Origin of the sequence: Stenotrophomonas maltophilia, assembly GCF_013464915.1 — a bacterium.
GTDB classification, from domain to species: domain Bacteria; phylum Pseudomonadota; class Gammaproteobacteria; order Xanthomonadales; family Xanthomonadaceae; genus Stenotrophomonas; species Stenotrophomonas maltophilia_AT.
On sequence record NZ_RAVT01000048.1, the window covers coordinates 44,952 to 56,679 of the forward strand.

13 protein-coding genes are annotated in these 11,728 nt (G+C 68.7%); 4 read left to right on the plus strand and 9 right to left on the minus strand.

Translation table 11 applies throughout. The features are described from left to right. Positions 1 to 6 precede the first annotated feature (6 nt). Genes D7T59_RS16415 through D7T59_RS16425 form a run of 3 tightly spaced genes read right to left on the minus strand, consistent with a single transcriptional unit; the run spans position 7 to position 2,102 of the window. Positions 7 to 945, minus strand: coding sequence for a histone deacetylase family protein (locus tag D7T59_RS16415; protein ID WP_180852887.1), 939 nt, complete (start codon positions 943 to 945; stop codon positions 7 to 9). Between the two features lie 9 nt (positions 946 to 954). Continuing rightward, positions 955 to 1,509, minus strand: coding sequence for a cob(I)yrinic acid a,c-diamide adenosyltransferase (locus D7T59_RS16420; RefSeq protein WP_164138970.1), 555 nt, complete (start codon positions 1,507 to 1,509; stop codon positions 955 to 957). Between the two features lie 8 nt (positions 1,510 to 1,517). Continuing rightward, positions 1,518 to 2,102: a hypothetical protein gene (locus D7T59_RS16425; protein WP_049428818.1), complete on the minus strand. Its 585-nt coding sequence runs from the start codon at positions 2,100 to 2,102 to the stop codon at positions 1,518 to 1,520. Between the two features lie 106 nt (positions 2,103 to 2,208). Between D7T59_RS16425 and ubiH the strand changes: the two genes are divergently transcribed. Together ubiH and D7T59_RS16435 are read left to right on the plus strand one after the other, a co-directional pair. After that, positions 2,209 to 3,417, plus strand: coding sequence for a 2-octaprenyl-6-methoxyphenyl hydroxylase (ubiH, locus tag D7T59_RS16430; RefSeq protein ID WP_180852888.1), 1,209 nt, complete (start codon positions 2,209 to 2,211; stop codon positions 3,415 to 3,417). After that, complete coding sequence (locus tag D7T59_RS16435; RefSeq protein ID WP_180852889.1) at positions 3,414 to 4,595, plus strand: UbiH/UbiF family hydroxylase; 1,182 nt, start codon at positions 3,414 to 3,416, stop codon at positions 4,593 to 4,595. Before ubiH ends, D7T59_RS16435 begins: the two co-directional genes overlap by 4 nt. Before the next feature lie 68 nt (positions 4,596 to 4,663). Here D7T59_RS16435 and D7T59_RS16440 read toward each other — a convergent pair whose 3' ends face one another. The 6 genes from D7T59_RS16440 to D7T59_RS16465 all read right to left on the minus strand — a co-directional run bounded on the left by D7T59_RS16440 (position 4,664) and on the right by D7T59_RS16465 (position 10,034). After that, positions 4,664 to 5,059, minus strand: a complete 396-nt coding sequence (locus D7T59_RS16440) for an EF-hand domain-containing protein (protein ID WP_164138976.1) — start codon at positions 5,057 to 5,059, stop codon at positions 4,664 to 4,666. A 49-nt stretch (positions 5,060 to 5,108) separates the two neighbouring features. After that, positions 5,109 to 6,176 carry a 23S rRNA (cytidine(2498)-2'-O)-methyltransferase RlmM gene (gene rlmM, locus D7T59_RS16445; protein WP_005408149.1) on the minus strand — a complete coding sequence of 356 codons (1,068 nt, stop codon included), beginning with the start codon at positions 6,174 to 6,176 and terminating at the stop codon, positions 5,109 to 5,111. Then, complete coding sequence (locus tag D7T59_RS16450; RefSeq protein WP_004154307.1) at positions 6,160 to 6,720, minus strand: nucleoside deaminase; 561 nt, start codon at positions 6,718 to 6,720, stop codon at positions 6,160 to 6,162. The genes rlmM and D7T59_RS16450 overlap by 17 nt, the downstream gene beginning before the upstream one ends. A gap of 97 nt (positions 6,721 to 6,817) precedes the next feature. Further along, on the minus strand, positions 6,818 to 7,540 hold the full coding sequence (locus D7T59_RS16455; RefSeq protein ID WP_180852890.1) for a DUF6348 family protein: 723 nt from the start codon (positions 7,538 to 7,540) through the stop codon (positions 6,818 to 6,820). A 48-nt stretch (positions 7,541 to 7,588) separates the two neighbouring features. Beyond that, complete coding sequence (locus tag D7T59_RS16460) at positions 7,589 to 8,242, minus strand: hypothetical protein (protein ID WP_164138980.1); 654 nt, start codon at positions 8,240 to 8,242, stop codon at positions 7,589 to 7,591. A gap of 43 nt (positions 8,243 to 8,285) precedes the next feature. Beyond that, on the minus strand, positions 8,286 to 10,034 hold the full coding sequence (locus D7T59_RS16465) for a glutamine--tRNA ligase/YqeY domain fusion protein (protein ID WP_180852891.1): 1,749 nt from the start codon (positions 10,032 to 10,034) through the stop codon (positions 8,286 to 8,288). Between the two features lie 223 nt (positions 10,035 to 10,257). On the opposite strand from D7T59_RS16465, the gene D7T59_RS16470 reads away from it, so the two are divergent. Both D7T59_RS16470 and msrA read left to right on the plus strand, forming a co-directional pair. Then, entirely contained in the window at positions 10,258 to 10,521 is a 264-nt protein-coding gene (locus D7T59_RS16470; protein WP_164138983.1) for a putative signal transducing protein, read from the plus strand. Positions 10,522 to 10,551: 30 nt separating this feature from the next. Next, a complete protein-coding gene (gene msrA, locus D7T59_RS16475) occupies positions 10,552 to 11,217 on the plus strand; it encodes a peptide-methionine (S)-S-oxide reductase MsrA (RefSeq protein WP_180852892.1) in 666 nt (221 codons plus the stop codon). Positions 11,218 to 11,728 lie beyond the last annotated feature (511 nt).

Here is an 11,728-nt window from a genome sequence, read left to right on the forward strand (position 1 = left end):
TCGGGTTCATCCGGCAGCGTTGCCGCCAGCAGCTGAGATCAGGGCCTGGACATGGGCCACACTGCACTCGGCCAGTGCCTGCAGGTCATAGCCGCCCTCCAGCATCGACACCACCCGGCCGGCCCCGTGGCGGCGTGCCAGCGCATGCAGTTCACCGGTGATCCAGGCGAAATCCTCGGTTTCCAGCATCAGGTCGGCCTGCGGGTCGCGCAGGTGGGCGTCGAAGCCGGCCGAAATCAGCAACAGCTGCGGGCGGAAGTCGTCGATGGCCGGCAGCATCTCGTCGGCCCAGACGTTGCGGAAGCGGAAGCCACCGCTGCCGGGGGGCAGCAGGATGTTCATCAGGTTGCCTGCGCCGCGGTCGCGGCGCAGGCCGGAGTTGGGGAACAGCCCGGCCTGGTGCGTGCTGTAGTACGAGACCCGGGCATCGTGCTGGAAGATGTCCTGGGTGCCATTGCCGTGGTGCACGTCGAAATCGACCACCGCGATCCGCTCCAGGCCATGACGGTCGCGGGCATAGGCAGCAGCGATGGCGATGTTGTTGAGCAGGCAGAAGCCCATCGCCGTGCTGCTGGTGGCGTGGTGGCCGGGCGGACGCACCGCGCAGAAGGCCACAGGGTCGTCGCCCAGCATCACCGCATCGACCGCGGCCACGCCGGCACCGGCGGCGTGCACGGCGGCACTGGCCGAGCCTGGCGAGGTCCAGGTGTCCATGTCCAGCTGGCGCAGCGGCACGCTCTGCGGCTGCAGCACGAAGTCCAGCAGGGCGCTGTCGTGGACCCGGGTCAGCTCACCGAACTTGGCCGGAGGCGCCTCGCGCCATTCGAGCTGCCCAGGGAAGGCCGCATGCAGCGCATCGAGTACGTACTGCAGGCGTTGCGGGCACTCCGGGTGGCCGCGGCCGGGGTCGTGCAGCAGGCAGGACGGATGGGTGTAGACCAGCATCGTGCCGACTCAGCGCTGTCGCTGCTGCGGTTGCCACAGCGCCTCGCCCTGGCCGTCGGCACGGGCCAGCACCCGGGCCAGCACGAACAGCAGGTCCGACAGCCGGTTGAGGTACTGCAGCGCCTCGCTGCGCACGGCTTCGTGGCGGGCCAGGGTGACCGTCTCGCGCTCGGCGCGGCGGACAATGGTGCGCGCCAGATGGCAGCGCGCAGCCCCCTCGCCCCCGGCCGGCAGGATGAACTCCTTCAGCATCGGCAGGCCGGCGTTGTAGTGGTCCAGCTGCTGCTCCAGTGCCGAGACATCGGCGGCGTGGATCGCGGCGTGGCCGGGGATGCAAAGCTCGGCACCCAGGTCGAACAGCTGGTGCTGCAGGTGCACGACCAGTGCGCGTACGTCCTCCGGCAACGGCGCCGCCAGCAGCAGGCCGAGCGCGGCGTTGGCCTCGTCGACGGTGCCGTAGGACGCCACCCGGGCGTCATCCTTGGCGACGCGCTGGCCGTCACCGAGGCCGGTACTGCCGTCGTCGCCGGTGCGGGTGTAGATGCGCGAGAGGCGATGACCCATGGCGTGGCTCAGTGCCGGATATCGCGGCGGGCCTGCTGGAGCTTCAGCACCTGCTCCACGGCCAGCTGCAGCGCGGCGGCCAGCGCCACGTAGATGGCGGTGGTGCGCAGGTAGGGGCCGAACCACTGCGCGTAGTTCTGCGCCCAGCCGGCCAGGGTCGGCTCGGCCACGTTGCGGCTGCTCCAGTAGAAACCGCCCTGCGCCAGCAGGTGGCAGACCGCCACCGAGGCCACCAGCAGCAGCGCGCCCTTGGCCAGCACCGGCCAGCGCGCGGTCTGATAGTTGCGGCCCAGCAGCATGCCGCCGGCCCACAGCGAGAAATACGCCGGCAGCAGCAGCCAGTAGCCCGGCGACACGCAGTAGTGCTGCCAGAAGTCCAGGCCGCTGCTGCGGATCACGATCCAGTCGACCAGCACCGCGAACACCATCAGCAGCGGGAACGCCCAGCGCGTCCAGCGCGCCAGGTAGAAGCCACCGATGAAGAACACCGCCCACGAGGCATCGGGGATCGCCGCGAAGTGGTTGACCCGGGTCGCCGCCAGCACCAGTACGAGTACGGACAGGACGAAGGCGCGGTTGGCAGTGTCGGACATGGAGGCGGGCCCGGAGCGGATTCAGGTTTCATTCTAGCCCGCCGCGCGGGTTGGCGCAGGACCGGCCGTTCGGCGTACAGACGGGGCGAGCGCGTATCATGAACACATGAGTGAACGACATGACGTGCTGATTGTCGGTGGTGGCCTGGTCGGCGCCAGCCTGGCCATTGCCCTGGACCGCCTCGGCCGCGACGTGGGCCTGCTCGAGGCCAGCCCGGCCGGCGAGCTGCCGGCGGTGTTCGACCAGCGCAACCTCAGTTTCGCCGCAGCCACCGTCAACGCGCTGACCGCGCTGGGGGTAATGCAGAAACTGGCGATGGCGCCGGGCCCCATCCGGCGCATCCACGTCAGCCGCGCCGGCGATTTCGGCCGTGTGCAGCTGGAGGCGGCCGATTATGACCGGCCATGGTTCGGCCAGGTGGTGGTCGCCCGCGACTTCGGCCAGGCGCTGGAAGCGCGCCTGCAGGAGCTGCCGCGGCTGCACCGTTACCGGCCGATGCGGTTCCTGGGCCTGGGCGAGGTGGTCGACGGCTACCGCCAGGTGCGGGTCGCCGACGAGGCCGGCGAGCGCGTAGTGCTGGCACGGCTGGTGGTGGGTGCCGACGGTACGACCAGTGGCGTGCGTGGTGCGCTGGGCATCGAGGTCGATCGCCATGATTTCCAGCAGACCCTGTTCGTGGCCCGCGTGCGCAGCCAGCGTGCGCCGGACGGCACGGCCTGGGAGCGCTTCACCGACACCGGCCCGACCGCCCTGCTGCCACGCGGCGACCGCCATTTCGGTACCGTGCATGGCGTCGCTCGTGATCAGGCCGATGCCGTGATGGCGCTGGACGATGCGGCCTGGCTGCAGCGCCTGCAGGATGCGATCGGCTGGCGTGCCGGCCGCCTGCTCGACTCCGGCCCACGCAGTGCCTATCCGCTGATCCAGGTGCTGTCGCGCGCGTTGGCCGGTGAACGCACGGTGCTGCTCGGCAATGCCGCGCAGACCATCCACCCGCTGGGGGCACAGGGCTTCAACCTGGGCCTGCGCGATGCGCTGACCCTGGCCGAACTGCTGGAAGATTCCATCGATGATGCCGGTAGTGATGCGTTGCTGCAGGCCTATGTCGCGCGCCGCGTGGAGGATCGCCGGCAGACCGTGGCGTTCTCCGGAGGCCTGGCGCGGCTGACCAGCAACCCGGCGCCGCTGATGCGGCCGCTGCGCAGTCTCGGCCTGGTGGCCGCACAACGTGCCTCGGTACAGTCGATGCTGGTCGGTGGCGCGATGGGCTTCCGTGGCGAAGTACCGCGGTTGTGCCGCGGAGAAGCCGCATGAGCCGCCGCGCACGACTGGATGTGGCCATCGTCGGCGGTGGCGTGGTCGGTGCCGCCTGCGCGTTGGCGCTGGCCGACGCCGGCCTGTCGGTTGCACTGGTGGAAGGCCGTGAACCGGCAGCGTGGCAGGTTGCACAACCGGACCTGCGCGTGTTCGCGTTCGCTGCCGACAACGTGCAGCTGTTGAACCGCCTTGGCGTGTGGCCGGCGATCGCGCAGGCCCGCGCCTGGCCTTACCGGCGCATGCAGGTATGGGATGCTGCGGGTGGCGAGGATCTGCTGTTCGACGCTGATCGCTTCGGCCGTCGTGAGCTGGGCTACATCGTCGAGAACGGACTGCTGCAGGACCGCCTGTGGGCGGCGCTGCCCGCGGCGGGCGTGCAGCTGCATTGCCCGGCACGGGTGGAAGCGCTGGAGCAGGACGAGGACAGCGTGCGCCTGCGCCTGGACGACGGTCGTCGCCTCGAAGCGTCGTTGGCGGTGGCCGCCGATGGTGCCGAATCGACCCTGCGCCAGCTGGCCGGGATCGAGGTGGAGCGGCACGATTACCACCAGCGTGGCGTGGTGGCCTACGTGGACAGCGATCTTCCCAACCAGGCCACCGCCTGGCAGCGCTTCCTGCCGACCGGTCCGCTGGCGTTGCTGCCGGTGGCCGAGCGTCGCAGCTCGATCGTCTGGACCCTGCCCGAGGATGAGGCCGCGCGCGTGCTCGCCCTGGACGAGGATGCGTTCAACCGCGAACTGACCCGCGCCTTCGCTGCACGCCTGGGAGACCTGCGCCTGGCATCACCGCGTGCAGCGTTCCCGCTGCGCCGCCAGCTGGCCCGCCACTACGTGGCCGGCCGCGTGCTGGCATTGGGAGATGCCGCGCATGTGGTGCATCCGCTGGCCGGGCAGGGCGTGAACCTGGGCCTGCGCGATGTCGCCGCCCTGCAGCAGTGGCTGGCGCCGTCGGCCGAACGCCGCGGCCAGCCGCGCCTGTCGCCGCAGCGCCTGCAGCGCTGGGCGCGCGAACGCCGCAGCGACAACCAGATCGCCGCCTACAGCTTCGACGCGATCAACCGCCTGTTCTCCAACGACGAAATGCACCTGACCCTGGCCCGCGGCCGCGCGCTGGGCTGCGTCGGCAGATGGCCGCCGCTGGTGCAGGCGTTCTGGAAGCGCGCCGCCGGGGTCTGATGCAAAAAAGGGACGGAGGGGATTAAGTCGTATGTGCACATGCGACTTAATCCCCTCCGTCCCCTTTTTCAATCAACCAGCCAACCGGCCAGGTCGGCACGATCCAGCTTGCCGCGACGCTTCACGTCCAACGCATTGAACTCATCGGCCAGCGCCGGGTTGGCCTGCGCTTCCTCGCGGCTGATGAAACCATCGCCATTCACGTCCAGCGCAGCGAAGTGGATGCGGTACTGGCCGACCACGCTGCTTGGTTCCAGCGAGCGTACGGTTACCTGTGCCTCACCGGCCGGCTGTGCAATCTCGACGCTGCCGCTGACCCGGCCGGCATCCAGCGGTTGCTGGCGGATCGCGCCGCCGGTGGGGCCCAGCGGCTGGCTCTGCGCAGGGGTGTGCGGCAGCTGCTGGGCCATCGCCGTTGTGCTCATCAGCAGAACGGCCAGCAGTGCAATCGAACGACCTTGCATGGGTTCTTCCTCCTTGGTAGCGCCGGGCCATGCCCGGCGTGCATGTCCCTCAACGCAGCGGCGAGGCCAGTACCGTAATCTCCTCACGGTCGTGGTACAGCTGCTTGGCGCGTACCACCAGCGGCTTGCCGGCCTGGTCCTGGAACAGGTCCAGGCACAGCCGGGTCTCGTCCCAGCGCTTCTTCATCGGCAGCTTCAGGTTGAAGATCGCGTGCCGGCACCAGCCTTCGCGGAACCAGGTGGCCATGCGCTCGGCGACGCGGCGCGGTTGCTCGACCATGTCGCAGACCATCCAGTCCAGCGGTTGCTCGGGATGCCAGTGGAAGCCATCGGCGCGCAGGTGCTCGACCAGGCCGGTGTCCAGCACGTGCTGGCGCAGCGGGCCATTGTCGATGCTCAGCACGTGCATGTGCTGGCGGGTCAGCACCCAGGTCCAGCCGCCGGGAGCGGCGCCAAGGTCGGCCGCGCGCATTCCAGGCTTGGCCAGCGCTTCACGTTCTTCCGGGGTCAGCAGGGTCAGCAGCGCTTCGTCCAGCTTCAGTGCCGAACGCGAGGGCGCTTCGGGCAGCAGCTTCAGGCGTGGAATGCCCAAGGCCCACGGCGCGCTGTCGGCCGGGTCGGCCACGCAGACAAAGGCATGGGTGCCGTCGACGAACACCACGTGCAGGCGCGGCAGGCGGTTGTTCGGCTTGTCGGTCAGCTTGCCGGCCTTGCGCAGCGCCGGGCGCAGCGCGTTGCCGAAGGCGCGGGCAAGCCCGGACAGCGGCTTGCCGGCGTCCGAGTCCGGGTGTTCCACCCACAGGTCGCCGAAGCGCGGCGCATCGGCCAGCACGTCGAGCATCGGGGTGATGCGGTCGGCCGGGTCCAGCTGCGGCAGTTCGGCCAGCACCACCAGCTTCTGCCGCGCGAAGATCAGCTCGCGCCAGCGCAGGCGGGGCGCCAGCGCGGCGGCTTCGTCGCACATGAACAGTACGTAGCCATCATTGCGCTGGGTGCGCGCATAGCCGGCGAAACCGGCTTCGCCCGCGCGGAACTGCAGCTCGCCGGCCAGCTCGGGCTCGAAGCCCTGCCGGCACAGGCACAGCAGGCCGATGCCGGTTTCAGTAACGGGCGCCATCGCTTTCCCCATAGGCACGCAGCACGCTGCGCGCGGCGTCGCGGTTCAGGCCCTGCACCACTTCGATGCCACGCTTGTTGAGTTCACCCACCCAGTCGGCCGGCAGCGGGCCTTCGTCGAACGGAGTGAGTTCCTCGACATCGGCCGAGTTGGCGCCGATCAGCAGGCGGTCGATGCCGGCCCACACCGTGGCGCCGTAGCACTGGCAGCACGGCTGCGAGCTGGTGGCCAGGGTGACCGGCGACAGCACCGCATTCAGGCGCGGGGTCTGCAGGCGCTGCTGGGCCAGCATGTAGGCCATGTTCTCGGCGTGCGCCAGCGAGGTCGCGTGCGGCATCACCCGGTTCACGCCTGCGGCGATGACCTTGTCGTCCGGGCCGAACACCACCGCACCGAACGGGCCGCCACTGGCGTGCTCGACGTTCAGCCGCGACAGCTCGATCGCCAGCGCGACCTTGGCCTCATCGCCCGGATATCGACGATCCAGGTCGATCTGGTCGTGGATCCAGGCGGGAAGGGTCAGGTGGACTTGCGCGTACAGCATCGCGGGGGTGCCTCGTGTGGGATGGGAAAAAGTGCGGTTGCTTGGGAAACCGGCGCGCAGTGTAGCCGCACCGGCCTGTATCGGGCGTGGCGGTGGGTCAGCCCGGCGAGCCGGTGCGGATCACCACGTACTGCTTGCGGAATTCCAGCCCGGCCTGCGGCCAGCTGGCCGCGTAGGCGCGCAACAGGGGCAGAGCGGCGGCAAAGTCGTGGCCGTTGACCCGGCAATCGGCCTCGCACAGGCCATCGGCATCGCGCGAGGCGAACAGGCGGATGGCCAGGAACTGGCGCGCCTTCAGCAGTTCGTCGAAGGCGTCCATGCTCCTGGTGAACAGGCAGCAGGGGCAGGAACCATGATCGTCTTCGCTGCAGGTGGAGGCATCCACGTCCTGCGCGCGGTAGTGCGCCAACGGCCCCAGCACCACGGTGCGCTCGTGTTCCTCGCCGTCGTCGCCGGTCGGGTAGGTCAGGCCCATCATCGGCAGGCCCTGTGCGTCGTCGGCGCCCACTGCAGTCTGCAGGGTCGCCAGGTCCACCCGCACCCAGGCCTGGAAGCCGGACAGCAGCGAGGCCCGTTCGTCGGCACCGTTGGCGTGCTGGTACTCGAACAGGCCATCAGCGAACAGGATGGGGTGCTGTGCCTCGATGACCGTGGACGTCTGCCAGCCGCCATTGTCGCGCGCGTGCGCGGCCATTGCGTGAGGGGTCAGGCGCAGCCCGCTGTCCAGCAGCAGTGCGCCGCCGTCGATGCGGCAGGCGATGCCGGCGTCCTGCAGGACCTGCTGCAGCAGCGGGAGGAGCGCGGTGGAGGTGGTGGTCATGTCAGGCCTGTGGATGGATCGGGTGGGACATCCAGGCTGGGCCGGGTGTCAATGGTCGAGTGCGTCGCGCTCGGCACGATAGCGCTGCGCGTCGGACTGCTGCTGCGGATCGTTGCCATGATCACGCAGCCAGGTGTCCAGCTCGCGGCGATAGTCCGCACGGAAGTCGGCATTGCCCGGGCTGAAATGCAGCTTGCGTGCCGCCACCTCCACGCGCTCGCGTGCGCTGGCGCGGGCCTGGGCGATGCCGTGCGGGGATTCGTTGGTGAGGATGACGAAGTTGCGCGGGAAGCCCGGCGTGTACTTCACCACGAATGGCTGGTTCTGCGCCGGGATGCGGATGGCGTTTTCCAGCGGCCACAGCGAGGCGGTGTTGGTGTGGAACACCACTTCCACATCGCGGCCCTCGGCGGTGCGCACCACCGCTTCGTAACGCCAGATGTACTGTTCGTTGAGCGTGGAATTGGTTTCCTCGGCCTTGACGATCACCGCCTCACCGCGCTCGCCCACCGCATTGAGGAAGGTGGCGTTGAGGAAGTGGCCGAGGAACATGTTGAGCATCGCCAGCGGGAACACCACGATGGCGTAGCCCGGGAAGCGCCGCCACCACGACACCAGGCCGGCCAGCACCATCGCTGCAAAGAACGTCAGCAGCGGATGCTGCGAGATGAACCAGAACAGGACGGACAGGGCGGTGATCATCGTCGCGGTCGTGCGGGCGCCGTCCTGGCGCCCGCGCAGGTCCTCAGGCCGACCAGGTGTCGCGCAGGGTCACGCTGCGGTTGAACACGGGCTTGGCCTCGGTGTGGTCGCGGCGGTCGGCGACGAAGTAGCCGGTACGCTCGAACTGGAACGACTGTTCCGGCGCAGCGCTGGCCGCAGCTGGTTCGACATAGCCGGTGACGGTGCGGCGCGATTCCGGGTTCAGGTAATCGCGGTAGGTCTTGCCTTCCGATTCGTCGTCCGGGTTCGGCACCGAGAACAGGCGGTCGTACAGACGGATTTCCGCCGGCACGCCATGCACGGCGCTGACCCAGTGGATGGTGCCCTTCACCTTGCGGTTGGCGCCTTCCATGCCCGGACGCGATTCCGGATCCAGCCAGCCACGCAGTTCGGTGATGGTGCCGTCGGCATCCTTGATCACTTCGTCGCAGCGGATGATGCCGGCGCCGCGCAGGCGCACTTCACCACCCGGCACCAGGCGCTTCCAGCCCTTCGGCGGCACTTCGGCGAAGTCCTCGCGGTCGATCCACACTTCGCGCGCGAACGGCACCTGGCGGCTGCCGAAGCTTTCGTCCTTCGGGTGGTTGCTGAAGGTCAGCTGCTCCTCATGGCCTTCCGGCAGGTTGGTCAGCACCAGCTTGACCGGGTCGACTACCGCCATGCGGCGTGGCGCGGCGCTGTCCAGGTCTTCGCGCAGCGCGCCTTCGAGCACGCTGAAGTCGATCAGCGAATTCTGCTTGCTGATACCGACGCGCTCGGCGAACAGGCGCATCGCGGCCGGGGTGTAGCCACGGCGACGCAGCCCCTGCAGGGTCGGCATGCGCGGGTCTTCCCAACCGTCCACCAGCTGTTCGGTGACCAGCGCCATCAGCTTGCGCTTGCTCATCACCGTGTAGTTGATGTTCAGGCGCGAGAACTCGATCTGGCGCGGCTTGGCGGCTTCGCGCGGCAGGCCGGCGTCGACCAGCGGCTGGGTCAGCGCATCGTCATGGGCGAAATCGACGTTGTCCACGCACCAGTCGTACAGCGGGCGGTGGTCTTCGAATTCCAGCGTGCACAGCGAGTGGGTGATGCCCTCGATCGAATCCCCCAGGGCGTGGGCGAAGTCGTACATCGGGTAGATCGGCCACGCGTTGCCGGTGTTCTGGTGCTCGACGTGCTTGATGCGGTATAGCGCCGGATCGCGCAGGTTGATGTTGCCGCTGGCCATGTCGATCTTGGCGCGGACGGTGCGCGCGCCATCCGGGAATTCACCGGCGCGCATGCGGCGGAACAGGTCGAGGTTCTCCTCGACGCTGCGGTCGCGCCACGGCGACGGACGGCCCGGCTCGGTCAGGGTGCCGCGGTAGGCGCGCACTTCCTCGGCCGACAGGTCGCAGACATAGGCCTTGCCCTGTTCGATCAGCTTCTCGGCGGCCAGGTAATAGGTCTGGAAGTAGTCAGAAGCGTGGCGCAGCTCGTTCCATTCGAAACCCAGCCAGCGCACGTCGTCCTGGATCGCGGCCACGTATTCCGGGTCTTCCTTGGCCGGGTTGGTGTCGTCGAAGCGCAGGTTGCAGACGCCGCTGAACTCGCCGGCGATGCCGAAGTTCAGGCAGATCGACTTGGCATGGCCGATGTGCAGGTAGCCATTCGGTTCCGGCGGGAAGCGGGTCTTGATCGCCTGGTGCTTTCCGCTGGCCAGGTCCTCGCGCACGATCTGGCGGATGAAATCGCGCTTCTCGTGGCTGTCGGCGGGGGTCTCGGGGCTGGCGGGGGTGTGCTCGGACATGAGTCGGCGAAGAGAAAGGCAGAAAGACCAACAGTTTAGCGCGTAAGGGGCAGGGCTGCCCGGCGGGGTGTGGGAATGCCGGCCAGCGGCCGGCACTACCAACCCCTCTTCCGGTAGTGCCGGCACCCCCTCTTCCGGTAGTGCCGGCCGCTGGCCGGCAGAACGCACCACCACCATTCAGCCCCCGGGCGTATGCTGGAACCCTGTCCCACGGAGCCGCCGCATGCACATCGTGTACAAGGCCGACAACCTGTTCGACGCCCACCTGGTCAAGCACGCATTGGAAGACGCCGGCATCCCGGCCTTCGTGTTCGGCGAGCAGCTGCTGGGCGGGATGGGCGAGCTGCCGCTGTTCGGCGTACTGCGGGTCGGCATCCCCGACGCGGCGCGGCCGCAGGCCGAGGACATCGTCGCCGCGCTGGACTTGGGCCAAGCCCCGTCCGGCCCCATTTCAGATGCAGACGACATAGCCGGCCTTCCGGCGTAGGAGCGCATCATGTTGGGAATTGGCCAGGGCATCCTCGGCATCGGCGCCTTCAAGCAGCGCCTGCCGCGCCCGGAAGAAGCCCTGCCGGGGCGTGACCAACCGTTGCCGCTGCACAGCAACCGGCACTTCGTGAACAGCCATCCGCTGAAGGACCGTTTCGCCGGCCTGCAGCAGATCCGTTTCGCGCTGGGTTGTTTCTGGGGCGCCGAGCGCAAGTTCTGGACCGAACCGGGCGTGTACAGCACCTCGGTGGGCTATGCCGGTGGCACCACCCCGAACCCGACCTATGAAGAGGTCTGCTCGGGCCTGACTGGCCACACTGAAGTGGTGCAGGTGGTGTTCGACCCGGCGGTGGTGAGCCTGGAGCGGCTGCTGCAGCTGTTCTGGGAAAGCCACGACCCGACCCAGGGCATGCGCCAGGGCAACGACACCGGCACCCAGTACCGCTCGGCGATCCACGCGACCGACGAGGCCCAGTACAAGGCCGCGCTGGCCAGCCGCGAGGCCTACCAGGCGCAGCTGGACGCCGCCGGTTACGGTCCGATCACCACCGAGATCGTGTACCCGGCGCCGGAGTACTACTACGCCGAGGATTACCACCAGCAGTACCTGGCGAAGAACCCGAACGGTTACTGCGGCATCGGCGGCACCGGCGTGAGCTGCCCGATCGGGTTGGATGTGGAGGCGCCGCGCTGACGCGCGGTGGTCCGCCTGCGTCGGGCAGAAGCTGAAAGCAACTACCAAAGCCAAAGCGGCTCTGGGTTGCAGATGGTTTGGCGGGACGGGGGCGGCTGGCAGGACACGCCGTAAACCCGTCCTTGGGGGCTCGATGGCGCCATCCATGGCGCCAACGGTCCTGCCAGCCGCCCCCGTCCCACCTTCGACAGTTTCCCGGTGACGGTGGGCAAGAGCGTTTGTGTACTGACGAACTGATGGAAAACAAAAAGGACGCGGCGTTCGCCGCGTCCTTTTTCTTTTTCTGCTTCTGCTTCCTGTAGAGCCGAAGGCAGCGGCAGGAGCCGCTGCCAACGTCGATTGCTACGGCCCGGAGGGTGCCGGTCAGGACGACCGGCATAGCCATGCTCGGCTGCGAGCAAGCGCAGCGCGCGACCCGCTGTTGCTCTTCTTTCTTCCGTGGCGGGCGGCCACCGGAAACTGTCAGAGGGCGGGGGGGGGGGGGGGGGGGGGGGGGGGGGGGGGGGGGGGG